Source organism: Paludisphaera rhizosphaerae, from assembly GCF_011065895.1.
In the GTDB taxonomy this organism is placed as follows: Bacteria; Planctomycetota; Planctomycetia; order Isosphaerales; family Isosphaeraceae; genus Paludisphaera; species Paludisphaera rhizosphaerae.
Genome location: NZ_JAALCR010000016.1, coordinates 148131 through 166328, shown reverse-complemented (window position 1 = coordinate 166328; position 18198 = coordinate 148131). Strand labels below are relative to the sequence as shown.

The window sequence follows — 18198 nt, the reverse complement described above, 5'->3', positions numbered from 1 at the left end:
GCGTAAGGCTCCGTCGCGGCGGACACAATGCAGCTTCGGCCTGCAGCCCCCTCCCGTCGCCTGATCTTCACGGCGACGTCAACCGCGGCCACGACGTCGAGCACGCGCGATCAGGCCGAGACCTCCGAGTACGAGCGTCATCAGCGTGGTCGGCTCGGGGACGGGGGTCGAGTCGGGCGGCAGGGTGGGAGACGGATCGGGATAGGTCTCCCCTCCGCCCGGAAAGGTTGGGTCGAGTCCCGAGATCGGCGTCAGCCAGAGCATGTGGTCGCGGCCCAGGGAGTCCTGTCCCATCGCCAGGATTCGTCCTGAGTCCTCGATTGTGTCCGCGGCGATGATCGTGTATCCGCTCCCAGGAGTGATCAGGTTGTTCAGATCCAGCCCCGGCGCGCCGGGGCGGGTGATAAAAGCGTGGAGCGAGCCGTCCGGTGTATAGGAAACGCCGACGATCTGGTCATGGTTATTGACCCAGGTCGGCAGGCCGAGCGTTCCGTTCAGTGTGTTCAGAGCGATCGTGCCGGTCTCGGGTGAGAAGTAGTAAGCGTGCTCGCCGTTGAACCCTTGAGGATCCTCCCAGTTCAGTCTGTTCGCGGATGTCGACCCCCCGACGACGTGCCCGAGGGTGTTGAGCGTCATGGCGGGATTATGGAGATCACCCGGCAATGGGTCGATTCGATAGGTGGAATTCGGGCCTCCCCCCGCCTTCGACACTTCAAGATGGTAGGTGTCGACCTGCGTGTGGTTGATGTCGCCATCCCACTTCCAGTGGAACTCGTAGTCTCCGGCCTGCGAGGGAAAACCCTGCGGCATGTTGAGAAAAAAGCCCGTCGCCCACTGTTGACCGTTGAAGGTCCAGAACGCGTACTCGGTCGCTGCCGAGACCTGATAGTACGGCGTGATGGGAGTCGCCGCCGACTCTCCACCCGTCAACGAGAGCATGACGACTGTCGCCGTGATCGCGAGAACGGCCCGACAGGTTCCGCCGATTTGGCCAGGCATGCAAACCTTCCCTGGTTGCTTGATGGATTCATCCTTGGTCCAAGCCTCAAAACCTACTTCTATAAGAGACGAACAGGGTCGTCAAGATCGTCCGGATGGGCAGGATCAATATCTGTTCCCGCCGGACGAATCCCCTCGACAACGTCAACGACGACAGTCCGGGACGAATCCTCGGCCGCGTTGACGAACGACGATCGGATTCCACATGAGTGACGCGATCGCGATACGAGGAGCCATCAAACGGTTCGGGGAAGTCGAGGCGGTTCAGCGCCTGGACTTGACCGTGCCGGAGGGCTCTCTGTACGGCTTCATCGGACCCAACGGCTCAGGCAAGACGACGACCCTGCGCATGATCATGCGGATCATCCTTCCCGACGAAGGGGAGATCGAGGTCCTCGGCGACCGCGACACCCGCGCGGCGCATGACCGGGTCAGCTACCTCCCGGAGGAACGCGGGCTTTACAAGCGGATGACCGTCCGCCGGCTGCTGCGTTACTTCGGGGCGCTCAAGGGGGCTCGGCAGCCCGACCTCGACCGCGACATCGACCGCTGGATGGAGGCGATGCGGCTTTCCGAGTGGATCGACAAGCGGATCGACGCTCTTTCCAAGGGGATGGCGCAGAAGGTCCAGTTTATCTCGGCGGTGCTCAACCGTCCCGAGTTGCTCATCCTCGACGAGCCCTTCTCGGGACTCGACCCGGTGAACGCCCACGTGCTCACGGAGGCCGTCCTCAAGCTTCGCAAGGAGGGGACGACCGTCGTCTTCTCCACCCATGACATGTCCGTCGCCGAACGGCTCTGCGACCGGATCTTCATGATCTACAAGGGCCGCAAGGTGCTCGACGGGACGCTCGACGAGATCCAGTCGATCTACGGCGCCGACACGATCCGCGTCGCGACCGACGCCGGCTCCGACGCCTTCGCCGGCATCCCCGGCGTCCGCGACGTCGCCGATCGGGGGAATTTCCAGGAGGTCCGATACGCGGGCGACCCGCAGGATCTCCTTCGAGCCCTGATCGACCGAACGCGGATCACTCGGTTCGAGATCACCCGGCCGTCGCTCAACGACATCTTCGTCCGAATTGCATCGCCGTCAGAGATTCCTGCACAGGAGGAGCCGGCCCATGTCGCTTGACCTTCGCAAGATCGGGGTCGTCGCCTCCAACGAGTTCTCCTCCTCGGTCCGAACCAAGTCGTTCATCATCAGCCTGCTGGCGCTGCCGATCATCATGGGCGCGTCGATTGGGCTTCAGGTGCTGGCCGGCAAGCAGGTGGACGTGAAGCCGAGGCGGTTCGTGGTCGTCGATGACTCAGGCTCGTTCAAGTCGGTCATCGCCACGGCGGCTGAGGCCTATAACGCGACGGTTGCGTCGCCAGGCGGCAAGCCCACGAGGCCGGCGTTCGTGATGGAAAAGGAGCCCTACGGGAAGGACCGGACTCCGGCCGAGCGTGAGCTGGATCTCTCCGACCTCATCCGATGCGGCGAGTTGGACGCCTACGTCGTGATCGGTCCCGTCGGCGACGGTCCGGACGCCTCGCCGACGATCCAGTACCACTCCAACAACCCGAACGACGACATGCTCCGCGGCTGGATCACCAGCGTCGTCAACGGCGAGCTTCGCGCCCGCCGCTTCAAGGCGGCGAACATCGACCAGGCCGTCGCCGAGAAGCTCGGCAGGCCCGTGCAGACGGAGAACCTCCAGCTCGCCGAACGCAGCGACCCCGGGGGTGCGAAGCGCGTCGATCCGATCCGGACGTCCGTGGTGCCGGCGGTGCTGCTGTTCCTCGTTTTCATGATCGTGATGACCAACGGCCCGCAGCTTCTCAACAGCGTCATCGAAGAGAAGATGAGCAAGATCAGCGAGGTGCTGCTCGGATCGGTCTCGCCGTTCAACCTGATGATGGGGAAGCTGATCGGCAACGTCGGCGTGGCGATGCTGCTGGCGATCCTCTACCTGGGCGCGGGCTACGCCGTCGCGGCCTACCATGGGTACGCCGACGTGATTTCGCCCGGCCTGCTGCTCGCCCTGGTCTTCTTCCTGTTCCTGGCGGTCCTGGTCTTCGGCTCGCTCTATATGGCCATCGGCGCAGCGTGCAACGACCTGAAGGACGCCCAGTCGTTGATGTGGCCGGTGATGATCCTGTCGATGCTGCCGATGTTCGTCTGGACGGCCGTGCTCCGGAACCCGGCCAGCCCGCTCTCCGTGGGGATGTCGCTGTTCCCGACCGCGAGCCCTTTCCTGATGCTCATGCGGATGGCCATGCAGCCCGCACCGCCGGCCTGGCAGGTGATCCTCTCCGTCGTCCTCACAACGGCCACGGCCGTCTTCTGCGTCTGGGTCGGCGGGCGAATCTTCCGCACCGGCCTCCTCATGCAGGGAAAGACCCCGACGATCGCCGAGTTGGCCAAGTGGGCCATGAAGGGCTGAGGCGAGTTTCAGCGCGGTTCTCGTTCGGATCGCATTCAGCGAAAGCGAATAGGAAACTCGTAGGGGCGTCCCTTGTGGGCGCCCAACCGCCATCGGATGTCCGCAGCGATCGGGCACCCACAAGGGGTGCCCCTACGAATCAGGGTAATGCAGACGGTCGTCGTTCGAAAGCGAAACCGGCCGCTCGAGCGCGATGCTCGGCGGCCGGTTGTTTGTTCGAACTCGTCGCGTCGAGGCTCAATAGTTCTGCGAGGCTTCCAGCAGCCGGACGAGCTTCTGGAAGTCGCTGTCCGTTTCGATGAAGCGGACGACCGTGACGAGGGTCTTGGGGTCGATGAGCGTCTCGAACGGGACGTAGTTGAGGTCGAGCTGACCGGCGGTGGAGATCATCACGCCGTCATACTGCTTCTCAACCAGGGCCCGGACGGCACCGACGCCGAGCTGGCTGCCGAGCATGACGTCGAACGCGTGCGGCAGGGCGCAGCGCGACTCGTAACCGAGCTGGACGGGGGTGATCCGCCGCTTCTTGCCGGTCCGCTTCTCATAACGAGCCTCGACCAGCTTGTTGACCAGCCGGGACATGTTCGTGCCGCCCAGCGAGAGGTGGCCGTGCTCGTCGAACTTGGCACCCTCGAGGTTGGCGCTGGGGAGGAACGAGGCCAGGCCCTCGGCCAGGACGACGACGCCGTACTCCTTGCCCAGCTTCTCGCGGGAGAGCATCAGGTCGACGATCTTGTCGACGAAGGCGTCCATGTTCACGATCTTGCGCTTGGTCGAGACGCCCGTCTTGGGATCGGTGACGGTCTCCTCGGTCATGAGGTCGCCGACCATGTCCTCGACGCTCATCACGAGGCTGGCCTCGCTGGCGATGGCCGCGCCGTAGGCGAGCCAGCCGGCGGAACGGCCCATGCACTCGGCGATGAAGTAGCCACGAGTGGCCTCGCCGTCGGCCAGGAGGTTGCGGATCTCTTCGGCCAGAGTCTCAACGGCCGTGAAGTAGCCGAAGGTGAAGTCGATGCCGCGGTAGTCGTTGTCGATCGTCTTGGGGACGTGGACGACCGAGATCTTCTTGGCGTCGGCCGGCAGCGTCTGCTGGAAGAGCCGGAACTTGTTGGCCGTCTTGAGCGTGTCGTCGCCGCCGATGGAAACCAGCGCGTCCACGCCCAGCGAGGAAAGAGCCTCGAAGACGGTCCGCATCGGGGCGGTCCGCTTGGCGTCGGTCAGGTGGTCGGGGCTGGAGATGTCTTTGCCCGGGTTGGTGCGGGCCGTGCCCAGCATGATGCCGCGGGTGTTGCGGGTGCGGCGGAGCTTCTTGCCCGTCAGCAGGACGTAGTCGCGCCCTTCCTGCATCGGGTTGTTCGGGGCGAATTCGACCAGATGCGAATAGCCGTTCATGACGCCGAGGACCTCGACGCCGTGCTGCAGGAACGAGGCGGCGCAGGTCGAGATGACCGCGTTGGCGGCCGGGGCCGGGCCGCCGGCGAAGAGGATCGCCACGCGCTTGATCTTGCGTCCCGTCGGCTGGGGCGTGACGGACGGCGCGGGACTCGGGGAGGCGGACATAAGGACTCCGTCCAGATTCTCTGGTTCTTCAAAAAGGTGGGCGTTCGGAGGGGCTGGCCTGGGGGGCCGGCCTCATCCCCGTCGCACGGGCCGCCCGCGCAGGGCGGCTGGGCCCCCGGCGCGTTCGCCGGGGCCGGCGGTGAGGTCTTTGCGACTCTTTACGTTACCCGCGAGGGGCTCTGGCGACAATATTCCATCCCTTCGCCGCCGCGCCGACGTCCGCCCCCATCCGAACCAATTGAAATCGGAGGTCCGCCGCAGGCGCCATCGCATCGAGCCAACTCGAGGCCATTTTCGACAGCCGGTTGATCGTTTCCGCCCCTGAGCCCCGCGCGACGGCGGCCACCCGGCCGTGAGGGTCGATCAGGAAGTGCCAGGGACCGCCTCCCGGATCGACCCCGAAGGATCGCGGCGCGTCCCGGCCGGCCACGTACAGCGGCAGTTCCCCCTTGTACGTCGCCAGCGCCTGTCGCGCCCGGTCCGGCCCGGACGAGTCAACGGCCGCGACCGCCATGCCGAATCGGCGATTGGATCGAAGCCGTTTCCAGGCCGTCTCCAACTCCGGCAGCACGGGGACTGGCCCATCGCCTTCGGTCGAGACGAAGACCAGCCAGAGGACCCGGCCCTCCACCCCCAGCAACAGCCGAGAGTCCGCGTCGTTCAGGCGGTTCAGCCGGGTGGGCGGCATCGGCTCGCCCACCCGGATCGGCCTGGGAAAGAACCCTGGGCCGAACCGGAGCCAGGCCGCCCCCGCGACCAGGGCGATGGTCAACGCCGTCAGAACCAGGCTGACGCGGTCGCGCGATGGGGCGACGACGTCGCTGCTTTCGTCCCCAACTTCGTCCTCGTCCGGCCAGTCGAGTTCAGCCGTCATGGTCAGACTCCTGCCTGGGGTCGAGGACGGCCGAGACTCATCATCTGAGTTTGGCGGACCTTGGGACGGGCGTGGGGACGGGGAGCGTCACCATGATGATCGTATCATACGGGTCGCGGACGTCGTCGGGGATCGTAATCTTCACCCCGCCCGGCGCAGGCGCGTTCTCCAGGGGAGTCGGCTTCCCGAGCGGCTGGGCGACGGCCGTGATCAGGGATTCGGGGAGCAGAATCTCCTTCACGTCGGGCTTGAGGACGTGCAGATAGATGGTTGGCGCCTGGTTTAAGGTCGGACGGCGCTCCGTGGTGACGCCCCACGCCTGGGGCGGGATTGGTCCCCGGCGGGTCTCGTAGATCGCCTTGCCGTTGGATTCCAGCCAACGCCCTACGGTCAGCAGCCGCTCGGCGAACTCCACGCCGATCGTGCCGTCTGGCTTCGGCCCGACGTTCAGCAGCAGGTTCGCGCCCCTCCCCGCAGCGCCGGCGAGGGCGTGCACGACCTGCTCGGGCGACTTGTAGTGGTCGTCCTTGGCGTTGTAGCCCCACGACTTGTTCATCGTGAGACAGGTCTCCAGCGGCAGCGCGGTGGTCGCCTCGGCCTTGTTGAAGCCGGCCGAGTTCTCGCCGGGAAGGTCCTGCTCGAACATCTGGAAGTCCTCGCCCGGGAACGGAGTTACATGGTGGTTGTTGCCCACCAAAGCGCCGGGTTGGAGGTCGTGGATGATCTTGTAGGTCCCTTCCAGGTCCCAGGCGGCGTCGGGGGCGTCCCACCAGCCGTCGAACCAGAGGCCGCCGATCTCACCGTAGTTGGTGCAAAGCTCGCGGACCTGCCCCTGGTAATAGGCGACGTACTTCGCCCAGTCCCCCTTCTTCTCGCGGCCCGTGTGATGACCGGTTTTGCCCAGCGGGAAGTAGTCGGGATGATGCCAGTCGAGGAGCGAGTAATAGAAGAACAGCTTGACGCGGTTCTTGCGGCAGGCCTCGGCCAGGGCCTTCATGGGGTCCTTGGCGTAGGGGGTGGCGTCGATGACGTCGTAGTCGGTCAGCTTGCTGTCGTACATGCAGAAGCCGTCATGGTGCTTCGTCGTGACGGTGATGTAGCGCATGCCGGCGGCTTTCGCGAGTTTCACCCACTCGTCGGCGTCGAACTTGACCGGGTTGAACTGGGGAGGGAGCTTGCGGTACTCGGCGATCGGGATCTTGTCGTTGTTCATGACCCACTCGCCCTTGCCCAGCAGCGAGTAGACGCCCCAGTGGACGAACATCCCGAACTTGGCGTCCTCGAACCACCGCTTCGCGGCGGCGTTCGGGCTCTCCTGAGCCTCCTGGCCTCGCGCCGGCGCCGATCCGAAGACCCCCGCCACGATCGCCAACGCCCCGAGCAAGCCCCCCCACGATCGAAGTCGATCCGACATTACGATTCCTCCGAACGGCGGACCCGCCCCGCGCGGAATGGTCGCGGCGGCGAAGGCCCGACGTGCGCCATGATACCCACGTCCGGGGGGCGGATCCCGCCCCCGCCGACCCTTGGAAGCGATCATGACGGCCTTCCCCCCTCGCGGGGGAAGGTGGCCGAAGGCCGGATGAGGGGGGATCGGTGTTGCGATGGATCGAACATCGACCGCGCGTCCCATGCCGGTCATCCCCCTCATCTGACCGCTGCGCGGTCTGTCTTCCCCCGCAAGGGGGGAAGTCCGTTCTCGACGACGGATCGCCGCAATTCCCCGCCGCCTCGAAAGTGTCGGGCCTGCGTCCGACCGTCGGAGCGCGTTCATTTCTGGATTCCCCGTTGCGTCGCCCAGGTTTTCGACGACAGCCGCCCTTTCCGGCTTGACCTGATCAGACGTGCAATCTATGTTTTCGTACATGAATGCGAACGGGCCAGCGACGGCGATCGGTCATCTCGACGCGGACTGTTTTTACGTGTCCGCGGAGCGGGTGCGGGACGAGTTTTTGCGGGGCAAGCCGGTGGGCGTCCTGGGGAATCAGGGGGCGTGCGTCATCGCCAAGAGCTATGAGATGAAGGCTCATGGGGTGAAGACGGGGGAGCCGATCTGGGACGCCCTGGTGAAGTGCCCGGACGGGATCTACATCAAGCGCGACTTCCGCTGGTACGAGGTCCTCAGCCGAATGATGCTCGAGGTGGTGCAGAACGCCTCGCGGCAGGTCGAGTATTACTCGATCGACGAGTTCTTCTTCAGGGCCGAACTGCGCCGGGGGGAGACGTTCGATGGGCTGGCGCGAACGATCCGCGATCGGATCGAGGAATGCGTGGGCGTCCCCGTGACGGTGGGGATCGCCCGGACGCGGACGCTGGCGAAGTTGATCTCGGACGCCTCCAAGCCGCACGGCGCCCGTGCCGTGCTGGAGCCGAACCGGGAGGAGGAATTGCTGGCAGGGCTGCCGGTGACGGAGATCACCGGGATCGCCGGCCGGCGGGCGGCGACGCTGTCGTCCTGGGGGATCACGACGTGCCTCCACCTGGCCCGCGCCGACCGGACGCTGGTGCGACGGCTGCTGACGGCCTCGGGCGAAGTCCTCTGGTGGGAGATCAACGGCGACCCTGTGCAGCCCATCCACACCCGCCGCCCGGCGCACAAGACGCTCTCGCGCGGCGGCAGCCTGGGAGGGGCCACGGACGACCCGATGGCCCTCTACGCCTGGCTCGTGCGCAACCTGGAACGGTTGATCGAGGAGCTGCGATATCACGGCGTGGCGGCCGGCCGCCTCAAAGTCATCCTCGCCTACAAGAGCGGCCACACGGGCCTCGGCCAGCGCACGCTGGCGGTCCCCGGCGACCGTTTCGACGTTCTCATCGACGTCGCCCGCCCGTGCTTGCGGCAGGCCTGGAGCAAGGGCCAGTCGGCGACGCACATGCACCTGATCGCCGAGGACCTGGCGCCCCGCGGTCAGACGGCTTTGGCGTTCTTCGACCCGCTCCCGAACCGGATTCGCGGCGAGGACGTCGACCGCCTCAAGGAGCGGATCAACGGGAAGATCGGCCGGTTCGCGCTCCGAAGCGCCGCCACGCTCTACCTGCCGGCGATCTATCGCGACACGGCCAACGAGTACGACATCTGCGACGTCCGCGGGAAGATCTGTTTCTGACCCGCCCCCTCTCACCTTACCCGGGATTCACTGCGGCCTTCCAATCGTGTGCGTCGGAATCTCTCTGGCATGGAGCGAGCTGCCCACGGAGCTGATCGGGCGTTATGGGCTGGAACGCCGCGCCCACGAACGTGGGGGCGAGCGCGAGATCCGCTTTCTCTATCGCGACCGTCGCCCTCGGCTGCCGATCTGGCGCGACGGCCGACTGCAGATCGTGCGTTGGGGCAACGGATGCCTGCAAAGCCGGTTCCTCCCTGCCACCGGCTGGACCTGGAAGGAGAGCCTTGAGCTGGGCTACTGGCGCGAGATCGGCGCCGTCCCGGTCGACATCCCCGCCATGCTCGGCTACGACCGCGGCGTCTGGTTCCGGGTCCGCCAGGGGATCCGCGGCATCCTCGTCCCCGACGAGCGGGGCGTCGCCGTCGCCTACATGATCTGCGTGCCGTCGACCCACTACTACCAGGTCATGACCCGCTCCCCACGCATGCCGCTGCTGATCGACGAAGACATCTAGTATGATGACGACGGCCCGCCCTCCCGCGGCGGGACGTGCGGACAACTCGGGGGGCCGGGTCATGGCGAAGTCGGAGATGGACCAGGGCGAATCGAAAGCGCGTCCGGCGTCGAACCCACCGGTAGGCGTGGCGATCTCGACGACGCCCGGCGCGGGGGGGACCGTCACGGCCCGCAAGGCGGGCGAACTGCGCGACCTGAGCCTCGACGTCGACCCGCGCAAGGTCGGCGTGCCGGAGGCGCTTCAGCACCTGGCCAAGGCGGTGAACATCGCCTTCCAGACCGACTACGGCGAGAACTATCTGGAGGCCGTCTACCAGGCGGCCATCGTCCGTCGCGGCGAGGTCCACATCGTCCACCGCGACTACTTCGGCTTCGGCGACTCCTGGTTCAGCCAGTTCGGCCGCTTACTCCGCTCCATGAGCCTGACACTCGAAGGCCCCGACCCGGTCTCGCCCGAGGGCCGCGAGCGAATCCGCGAGAAAGGCCCCGCGTCGATCCGAGGGCTCTTCAACCTGATCAGCCGCAAACTCGACCTCACCTCCGAATACGAGGACCGCGTCCCCGCCTACGTCGAGCAGATGTTCGACCGTCTCGAAGGCTCGGGGATCATCGTCGGCTGGGACCGCGACAAATGGGAAATCTGGACCACCCGCATCGGCCTCGACATCCGCATTGCACCGAAGGGGTATGACGCGGAGTGAGCGGCCTGGAGCAGATCCAGGCCGCTCATCACGAGGATCAGCCAGGGGTGGGCGTCACTCCTCCTCGACGCCCGTTCGCGACTTCTGGTAGCGGTCGACGATCTGCTGCTGGACGTTGGGCGGGACGGGTTCGTAGCCCTGCATCTCCATGGTGAACGAGCCCTGGCCGGAGGTCATGCTTTTGAGCGTTGATGCGTACGAGAGCATCTCGGCCAGCGGGACGACGGCCTGGACCGATTGGATGTTCCCCGGCAGGGAATCCATGCCGGTGATGTGGCCGCGGCGGGTGGACATATCGGCCGAGAGGTCGCCGAAGTAGCTCGCCGGCGCGGTGACTTCCACCGAGACGATCGGCTCGAGCAACACCGGATGGGCCTTCTCGAACGCCTTGCGGAAGGCGTGGTCGGCGGCCGTCTTGAACGCCTGCTCCGAGCTGTCGACTGGGTGGTCCTTACCGAAGTAGACCTCGACCTCCACGTCGACGACGTGGTTGCCCGAGAGGATCCCCTTCTCCAGCCGCTCCCGCACGCCCTTCTCAACGGCCGGGATGTACTGGTTGGGAATCACGCCCCCCTTCACCGCATCCGTGAAGGTGAATCCCTGGCCCCGTTCGACGGGCTTGACGCGGAGGTGAACCTCGGCGAACTGGCCGCGACCGCCGGTCTGCTTCTTGTGTCGGTGGTCGGCCTCGGCCGGTGCCGAGATCGTCTCCAGATAGGGGACGTGCGGCACGTGAGTCGACATCTCCAGCTTGTAGCGGTTCTTGAGCCGCTGCTGGATCACGTCCAGATGCAGGTCGCTCATCCCGGAGATAACCAGCTCGTGCGTCTGGGCGTCGCGGCGGATGGTGAAGGTCGGATCCTCATCGGCGATCTTGGCCAGGCCGGCAGAGATCTTGGCCTCGTCCTCGCGAGCCTTCGGCACGACGGCGCGCGGGACCATGGGCGACGGGAAGTGGATCGGCGCGGCCTGCAACCGGGCGACGGTCGTATTGCCGCCGACGTTGCTGACAGTGTCCGACACATGCAGGTCGTCGAACTTGGCGATCGCCACGATGTCGCCGGCGATGGCCTCGGAAACTTCCTCCTGCGTCTTCCCCTGAAGGACGTAGACGTGGCCCGCCTTGGTGCTCTTGCCGCTGCGAAGGTTGACCAGCGTCGTGTCGGGTGTGATCCGACCGGAAAGGAGCCGGAGGAAGCTCAGCTTGCCCATGAACTGATCGTTGGCCGTCTTGAAGACCTGGGCGACGAGCGTGCCGTCCTCAACCGGGTGGATCTCTTCCTCCTCGCCAGCCTCGCCGTCCTCGCCTCGGACGCCGTAGCGGTGAACGTCCTCAGGGCTCAGGCCGCAGACGGCGATCAGATCCAGCAGTTCCTTGACGCCGAGGTCCTTCTTGGTGCAAACGCAGAGGACCGGAACGAGCTTGCCGGCCGCGATCGCATCGTGAGCCGCCTTGCGCAGCTCCTCGACGCCGATCGAATCCCCTTCCAGATAGCGGTTCATGAGGGCTTCGTCGCTCTCGACGATCTGCTCGACGAGCATCTGGTAGGCTTCAGTCGGCGGCAGCGGACACTCGGCGGGGTCTTCGTTGTGAGACTGGAGGACGTCGACGACGCTGGAGAACGTGGCTCCCTGGCCGATGGGGACGTTGAACGGAACGCACGACGGGCCGAAGGTCTCGCGGATCGCCTCAAGGTCGGCGCGATAGTCGACGTTCTCGGCGTCCATCTTGGTGACGGCGATGAACCGGCCCAGGCCCATCTTGCGGGCTTCGTTGAACAGCCGGCGGGTGTTGACCTCGATGCCGGCGGGGCCGGAGACCGCGAGCACCACGTTCTCGACGGCGGCCAGGGCGCTGAGGGCGTTGCCGATGAAGTCCGGGTAGCCGGGCGAGTCGATCAGATGGATCTGCCGGCCGTCCCAGGCGAGATGGCCGAGGTGGCAGTCGATGGTGAAGTGGCGCTTCTTCTCCTCGTCGTCGGAATCCAGCGTGCTGGTCCCGTCGTCCACGGAACCCTTGCGGGCGACCGCGCCCGCGGCGAACAGGAGGGCGTCGGCGAGGCTGGTCTTCCCCGACGCCCCATGTCCAGCGAGGGCGACGTTCCTGATATCAGCGATATGATAGGTCGTAGTCATCGAAGTGTCCTCATGAGAGAGGTCGTGGGATGCGGCGAAGGTCCGCGCGAGCGAGGACGTGCGGCCGTGGTCCCGATGCCTCACGACGAGGCGACGGGGGCCGTCGCGTACCTACCGATCGGATCTGTCTGGACGCCAGAGGGGCGCGCTGACAGGCTCGCTACGCTCAGGAACGGGAAGAAGCCCGCTCCGCGCGTTCCACGGCGTCTTTCAACGAGAACTTGCCCTCGTACAGGGCCCGACCGACGATGCAGCCGGCCACCGGGAGGGTCGCCAACCGATCGACGTCGGTGATTTCACCGACGCCTCCGGAGGCGATCACCGGGGTCTTGACGCGGCGGCAGAGCGCAGCCGTCGCGTCCAGGTTGGGGCCTTCCAGGGTGCCGTCCCGCGCGATGTCGGTATAGATGATCGCCGCCAGCGGCAGGGCGTCGAACGTCGCGGCCAGTTCAGCCGCGGAGACGTCCGACGTTTCAAGCCAGCCGTCGGTGGCCACCATTCCGTCACGCGCGTCGAGCCCCAGGACCAGCCGGCCCGGGTGCTTCTCGGCCATCGACCGGAACCAGGAGGGGTCGCGGAGCGCCTGCGTGCCGACGATCACGCGATCGAGCCCGGCGTCGAGCCAGGCGTCGATCGTCTTCTCGTCGCGTACGCCCCCGCCGAGCTGGCAGGGGACACCCACGGCCGCCACGATCGACCGCACGGCTTCAACGTTGACCGGCTTGCCGGCCTTCGCACCGTCCAGGTCGACGAGGTGGATCCGCGTCGCGCCTTCCGAAACCCAACGCCCGGCCATCGCCGCGGGATCGTCCCCGAAGACGGTTTCGCGGTCGTAGTCCCCCTGCCGCAGGCGAACGCAGAGACCGCCTCGCAGGTCGATAGCCGGGATCACTTGCATGGAACTTCACCGAAACATAAAGACTGTCTTAACAATCTCGACTGTAGCCGACCGCGAGGGTCATCGCAAGGACCGAGCGGCCGGCGTGGGGAGCGGACGCAACGATCTCGCGGACGGCCCCTGCCCTTTCCGGTCAGGCGACGGCGGCCGTCCGGCGCGTCCGAAGGGGCTGGCGAACGAGCCGAGTCGGTCGGGAAGGCGTCGGAGCCACCGTCCGTTTCACGGTGATCTGACGACGTCGGAATGCGAGCTGGCGACGCATCGGGCCGACCGTGGCCGTCGATGTCGTGGACTCGGAGGCCGCAATGGTCGTCGTCCCGGCGGCGGCCGTCTCGACCTTCGGCATCGTGCCTTGAACGAGCGCAGGGATGAGAGTGCGGCCGTCGGGCGCCCCCAGACCAGCGGCCGTCGCCGAGACTGAGTTCGCCACCACCCGGAGACCGGTCCCGTTCAGGCCGTAGAGCGCCGGCAGCGTCTGCGACGCCCCGTCGAGAGTTCCGGCCCCGAGCAGAGCGCGGCCCTGGTTGACCATCGCCACGATGGCGGCCCACGCCGGAGCACCGAGGCTCGTACCAGCGACGATCCGCCAGGTCGCTTGTCCCGTTTCGGGGTCGGTGTAGAAGCTGGCGACCCCCGTGTTCGGGTCGCCCAGGAAGACGACGTCCGGCGTGGTCCGTCTCGCTCCCTGCTGGAACGAGGTCTGGTAGCTCGGCCGCGAGGCGTACCGGCCCGGCCCGCTGGCGCTCAGCGACCAGAGGCCCTCCGACAGCACATCCCCGGCGGCGTCCAGGGTGAGCGTCGTGCCGCCGACTCCCAGGACGTTCGGCGAGCTGGCCGGGTACATCGCCCCGCCTTGCGGGCCGTGGTCGCCGCTGGCCGCAATGAACGTCACGCCGGTGTGGCCGGCTGGGGTCGTGAAATAGCCGTCGAAGGCGTGCTGCCCGGCCGTCTCCGTGAATCCGAAGCTCATGGAGACGACGCTCACCCCCGGCAGGTTGCGAGCGACGTCGACCGCCTTCAGGACGTCATCCGCGCCGTCGGACGCGGCCTCAATCAGGACGATCGACGCGCCGGGAGCGAGCGCATGAGCCCACTGGACGTCCATCGCCGATTCCGAGGCCCACGTCGAGTGGGTCTCCGACGTCCCCAGGTTGACAACCGTGACCGTGGTGTGGGGAAGACCATACTCCGAGTCGAAGACGTCCAAGTCGGACTGGATAGTCGGGTTGTGGAACGCACCAATGATGGCGATCGTCTGCCCCGAACCGTCGCCGACCACCGTGCCTCCCGAACTCGTCGGGAGCGCGACGTCGGAAAGTCCATAGGCGGTTTGGATCTGCGACGGGGTGAATCCCGACAGCAGCCGACGCGAGTCGAGCGAGTCAAACTCTGGCCGCAGTCGACGCCGGCGCGCGGTATTCCCCATTCGTCCGTCCTCCGACGAGCCCGCCTTCCTGGCCGGGTCGATCCTCGACCTCGTCCGCGCGGCGCGCGGTCCTTGGAAAGAATCGTAACCTGGGGAAATAAGCGAGGGCGGAAAAGCGGGGAAATTTGCAAGTGGGTCGTGACGGAAGTCTGGGTGGAGGGGGTTGTCCGCCCAGCGGGGTTACTGCCGGGCGAAGTTGGCGTACATCGCCAGGCCGACCTGCTGACTCTTCTCAGGATGGAACTGGCAGGCGGTGAGGTTCTCGCGGTTGACGATCGCGGGGAATGGATCGGGGTAATCCGAGACGGCCGCGACGTCGGCCGGATCATCGGGGACGGCGTGGTAGGAGTGGACGAAGTAGACGGAGGGATCAGCGCCGATCCCCTCGAGCAGCGGGATCGGCCGGCGGACGCTCAGGGTGTTCCAGCCCATGTGAGGGACCTTCAGCCCGGGACGAGCCTCGAATCGGACGACGCGGCCCGGGATCAGGTCCAGGCCGGTGAACTCGCCGTCTTCAAAGCTCGTAGTGAACAGGAGTTGAAGGCCCAGGCAGACGCCCAGGCAGGGCTTACCGGCCCGGACAGCCTCGGTGAAGGCCTGGTCCATTCCCGTCCGGCGCAGCTCGGTCATGGCGTCGGCGAAGGCTCCGACCCCAGGGAGCACCACATGCGAGGCGTCGCGGATCCGTTCGGGCTCCGCGACGATCGAGGCTTCATGCCCGACGGCCTCGAACGCCTTTTGTACGCTCCGCAGGTTGCCCATCCCGTAGTCGATGATGACGATCATGCCCCGCCTCAGTGTTCAGACCGAAACTCGTACCGGATTCGATGGTATCCGGACGAGTCGTCCGACGCCAACCGACCTGAACGGGTTCGGACCAGCTCAGCGCTTGGGCGCGGCCGACTTGTCGTCGCGAGCGATCGGCGTCCAGCGCAGGTCGTCTTCGTTGAAGCCCAGTGAGTCGTCCTGGGGCCTCGCGGTTTTCGACCGGGTCGAGGAGGAGCGGCTTCCGCGAGGCGCATCGTCGATCCGGATGGGGGGGATCTCGTCGGACTCTTTGACCTGCGAGATCTGAGCGGCGGGAGCTTTCCTTCTGGTGGAGGAAGAGCGTCCGGCGGGGAGAGTGCGGGCGCCGGCCAGGGGGGCGTCGAGGTCGGAATCGGGATTGCCGCCGTCGCGCAGGAGGTTCCGGGCGTTGTCGAGCTTGGCGGTGATCTCGCCGTTGTGGAGTTGCTCCTGGACCAGGCGCTCCTCGAAGGTCCGATTCTCTTCCTTCAGCCGGGCGACCTGCGTCTTGAGCTGGTCGTTCTCGTATTCCAGATGGCTGAGGCTCGACTTGAGCTGGCCCTGAGAGGGGCCGCCCGTGATGTAAGTCCCTCGGCCCGAGCACCCAGCCAACAGCGCAACAGCCAGCAAACCGAGCAAACGTCCTCCGCACATGCCGAGGAGGTTCGGCGAATCGATCCAGGGGTCTCTACCAGGGGTTTCGCGAGCCACGGCGAGCATCCGGTGACCTGGGGACGTGATTGGCGTTAGTCTTATCTTCGACCGAATCACCATTGAGAATTGCGAATTCCGTCCTCAGTTTTCGCCGCGTAGTCGGACGGAGGCCGATCATCGTCAAGATCGCACGTCTCCACCGTATCAGAGGGCGCCTGCCCCGACCGGATCTTCCGAAGGGCGAAGTAAACCGTCATCGCCAGCACCGTCAGGAGTGACCCGCACAAGGCGCTGAGGAGAATGACGACGCCCACGGAACTATCGTAAGTCCCGATGCGAAAAGGAAATGAGACCTTCACCTGCTCGTTGTTGGCCCAGATGAACCAGAGCATCAGGCCCATGAGCATGGCCGTGCCGATCAGCCGACGGTAGACCCAGAAGTTCCGGATGATGGACGGCCGGCGCCGCTTGTATTGATACGCCATCGCCTCGCCTCCCTCCCCTTCCAGAACGACCCGCGCGGGATTCTAGCCGCAAACGCCTTCGCCGTCCCCCCCGGTTCCCGCCGATTCGCCGCGAGGTTATCGCAATGGCCCCACGTTCACCCCCAGCATGAACCAGAAGATGGCGTGGAGCATCTCGAAGAGGTTCCTGGCCCAGAGGGGCCAGAGCCACGGCCAACTGTACATCAAGAACGCGGCGGCCATGCTAATGTAAGGCCCTGCGGGTATTTCGCGATCGGCGCTCGAGGATTGGATGCCGGCCATCCGTTTCCCGATGTACTTCATCAACTTCCAGCCCGCATGGGCCAGGCCGAAGAATGGGAAGAGGAAGAAGCTCAAAACGGCCGCCTGCCATCCCAGGAACGCGCCGATCATTCCCATCAGGGTCACGTCGCCAAATCCCATGGCCTCGCGACGCAGCAGGAACGAGAACGACGACCGGATGAAAGCCGTCAGCCCAGCCCCCGCCAGGAGGCCGAGGATCCCCACGCCCAGCCCCGCCCAGTGGCTGACGGCCGTCGAGGGCTCCGGGCGAATCCAGGGGAAGAGCGTCCCCAGACCGATCCCCAGCACCATCCCGGTGACTGTGACCTCGTCGGGGATGATCATCAGGTCGTAGTCGATGAACGTGGCCGCGACGAGGAGGGCCATGAAAAGGCAGTGGTAACCGAGGGTCGCCAGGGCCGAGACGGGGATCTGCCCCCAGGCTTCCGTGGGCGCCAGAAGCACGTCGACGACGTAAAGCCCCAGGAACAGCAGGCCTACCAGGGCCTCGATCAGCGGGTAGCGGGCCGAGATCGGCAGGCCGCACATCCGGCATTCGCCGCGGAGAGCGATCCAGCCGATGATCGGGATGTTGTCGCTAGGCGAGAGCGCCCCGTGGCATCGCGGGCAGTGGGAGGCCGGCCAGATGACGCTTTTCTGCCAGGGAAGACGGTAGATGCAGACGTTCAGAAAGCTGCCGACGACCGTCCCCACGCAGAAGACGCCGAAACCCAGGAAGACCAGGATCGGCCAGCTTACGAACACGAGGGGGCTCCCTCCGCCAGCGTCTGACCCTTCGACGGCTTCCAGTGATCCAGGATCAGGTCGGCGACCTCCGCCGGCCCATGCGTTTGGGCGTCGACGGCGACGTGGGCGACCTCCTCGTAGAACGGGGTCCGATACGCGAGCACCTCGACGATCTCTTCGAGCGTCCCCTTGGAGGTCAGGGCCGGTCGATGCTCACGGGTGATCGCGTCGGCTTCCAGCCTGCGGGCCAGTTCGTCGGCCTCGGCGCGGAGCCAGGCGACGAGGCCGAACGACCGGAGCGCCTGGCGGTTCGACTCGCGCAGGATCGTCCCGCCGCCGGTTCCCAGAACGGCCCCGGGGTGGGTCTTGGTCAGGTCGCGGACCACGGCCTCTTCCAACTCGCGGAAGACGGGCTCGCCGGACTCCTCGAAGATCGCCCGGATGGTCCGTCCTGCGCGGGCGACGATCTCGTCGTCGACGTCGAAGAACGTCCGCCCGGTCCGCTCGGCGAGGAGCCGGCCGACCGTCGATTTCCCCGTGCCGCGATAGCCCACCAGCACCAGGCCCGACCCCTTCGTCGCTTCGCTCATCGATG

General features: G+C 66.2%; 17 protein-coding genes. 5 read left to right on the top strand and 12 right to left on the bottom strand.

Annotated features, from left to right (window positions below):
* Window positions 1-78: 78 nt before the first annotated feature.
* Window positions 79-999, bottom strand: a complete 921-nt coding sequence (locus G5C50_RS20820) for a PEP-CTERM sorting domain-containing protein (RefSeq protein WP_165072539.1) — start codon at window positions 997-999, stop codon at window positions 79-81.
* A gap of 205 nt (window positions 1000-1204) precedes the next feature.
* Here G5C50_RS20820 and G5C50_RS20815 point away from each other — a divergent pair, with 205 nt between their 5' ends.
* Together G5C50_RS20815 and G5C50_RS20810 are read left to right on the top strand one after the other, a co-directional pair.
* Window positions 1205-2134 carry an ABC transporter ATP-binding protein gene (locus tag G5C50_RS20815; RefSeq protein ID WP_165072537.1) on the top strand — a complete coding sequence of 310 codons (930 nt, stop codon included), beginning with the start codon at window positions 1205-1207 and terminating at the stop codon, window positions 2132-2134.
* Window positions 2124-3428 carry an ABC transporter permease gene (locus G5C50_RS20810; RefSeq protein WP_165072535.1) on the top strand — a complete coding sequence of 435 codons (1305 nt, stop codon included), beginning with the start codon at window positions 2124-2126 and terminating at the stop codon, window positions 3426-3428. The genes G5C50_RS20815 and G5C50_RS20810 overlap by 11 nt, the downstream gene beginning before the upstream one ends.
* Window positions 3429-3665: 237 nt before the next feature.
* Here the strand turns inward: G5C50_RS20810 and G5C50_RS20805 are convergent, their stop codons facing one another.
* From G5C50_RS20805 to G5C50_RS20795, 3 genes are all read right to left on the bottom strand, one after another.
* Window positions 3666-4991: a 6-phosphofructokinase gene (locus G5C50_RS20805; RefSeq protein WP_165072533.1), complete on the bottom strand. Its 1326-nt coding sequence runs from the start codon at window positions 4989-4991 to the stop codon at window positions 3666-3668.
* A 163-nt stretch (window positions 4992-5154) separates the two neighbouring features.
* The gene (locus G5C50_RS20800) at window positions 5155-5865 is read right to left on the bottom strand and encodes a thioredoxin domain-containing protein (protein ID WP_165072531.1); all 711 of its coding nucleotides are present in this window, start codon (window positions 5863-5865) and stop codon (window positions 5155-5157) included.
* Between the two features lie 40 nt (window positions 5866-5905).
* On the bottom strand, window positions 5906-7279 hold the full coding sequence (locus tag G5C50_RS20795) for an alpha-L-fucosidase (protein ID WP_165072529.1): 1374 nt from the start codon (window positions 7277-7279) through the stop codon (window positions 5906-5908).
* A 451-nt stretch (window positions 7280-7730) separates the two neighbouring features.
* Here G5C50_RS20795 and G5C50_RS20790 point away from each other — a divergent pair, with 451 nt between their 5' ends.
* The 3 genes from G5C50_RS20790 to G5C50_RS20780 are packed head-to-tail and all read left to right on the top strand — an operon-like array spanning window position 7731 to window position 10189.
* Window positions 7731-8972 (top strand): DNA polymerase Y family protein, encoded by a 1242-nt coding sequence (locus G5C50_RS20790; protein WP_165072527.1) that lies wholly within the window; start codon window positions 7731-7733, stop codon window positions 8970-8972.
* 46 nt (window positions 8973-9018) lie between these two features.
* The gene (locus G5C50_RS20785) at window positions 9019-9486 is read left to right on the top strand and encodes a hypothetical protein (protein ID WP_165072525.1); all 468 of its coding nucleotides are present in this window, start codon (window positions 9019-9021) and stop codon (window positions 9484-9486) included.
* A gap of 1 nt (window position 9487) precedes the next feature.
* Complete coding sequence (locus tag G5C50_RS20780) at window positions 9488-10189, top strand: hypothetical protein (protein ID WP_165072523.1); 702 nt, start codon at window positions 9488-9490, stop codon at window positions 10187-10189.
* 54 nt (window positions 10190-10243) lie between these two features.
* Here G5C50_RS20780 and fusA read toward each other — a convergent pair whose 3' ends face one another.
* From fusA to G5C50_RS20740, 8 genes are all read right to left on the bottom strand, one after another.
* The gene (gene fusA, locus G5C50_RS20775; RefSeq protein ID WP_165072522.1) at window positions 10244-12325 is read right to left on the bottom strand and encodes an elongation factor G; all 2082 of its coding nucleotides are present in this window, start codon (window positions 12323-12325) and stop codon (window positions 10244-10246) included.
* Window positions 12326-12491: 166 nt separating this feature from the next.
* Complete coding sequence (gene hisA / locus G5C50_RS20770; protein WP_165072520.1) at window positions 12492-13223, bottom strand: 1-(5-phosphoribosyl)-5-[(5-phosphoribosylamino)methylideneamino]imidazole-4-carboxamide isomerase; 732 nt, start codon at window positions 13221-13223, stop codon at window positions 12492-12494.
* A gap of 133 nt (window positions 13224-13356) precedes the next feature.
* The gene (locus tag G5C50_RS20765; protein ID WP_165072518.1) at window positions 13357-14649 is read right to left on the bottom strand and encodes a S53 family peptidase; all 1293 of its coding nucleotides are present in this window, start codon (window positions 14647-14649) and stop codon (window positions 13357-13359) included.
* Between the two features lie 180 nt (window positions 14650-14829).
* A complete protein-coding gene (gene hisH, locus G5C50_RS20760; RefSeq protein WP_165072516.1) occupies window positions 14830-15435 on the bottom strand; it encodes an imidazole glycerol phosphate synthase subunit HisH in 606 nt (201 codons plus the stop codon).
* Window positions 15436-15531: 96 nt separating this feature from the next.
* The gene (locus tag G5C50_RS20755; protein WP_165072514.1) at window positions 15532-16146 is read right to left on the bottom strand and encodes a hypothetical protein; all 615 of its coding nucleotides are present in this window, start codon (window positions 16144-16146) and stop codon (window positions 15532-15534) included.
* A gap of 56 nt (window positions 16147-16202) precedes the next feature.
* On the bottom strand, window positions 16203-16574 hold the full coding sequence (locus G5C50_RS20750; protein WP_165072512.1) for a DUF1049 domain-containing protein: 372 nt from the start codon (window positions 16572-16574) through the stop codon (window positions 16203-16205).
* Window positions 16575-16670: 96 nt separating this feature from the next.
* On the bottom strand, window positions 16671-17621 hold the full coding sequence (locus G5C50_RS20745) for a prepilin peptidase (protein WP_165072510.1): 951 nt from the start codon (window positions 17619-17621) through the stop codon (window positions 16671-16673).
* Window positions 17612-18193 carry a shikimate kinase gene (locus tag G5C50_RS20740; protein ID WP_165072508.1) on the bottom strand — a complete coding sequence of 194 codons (582 nt, stop codon included), beginning with the start codon at window positions 18191-18193 and terminating at the stop codon, window positions 17612-17614. The genes G5C50_RS20745 and G5C50_RS20740 overlap by 10 nt, the downstream gene beginning before the upstream one ends.
* Window positions 18194-18198: the final 5 nt, after the last annotated feature.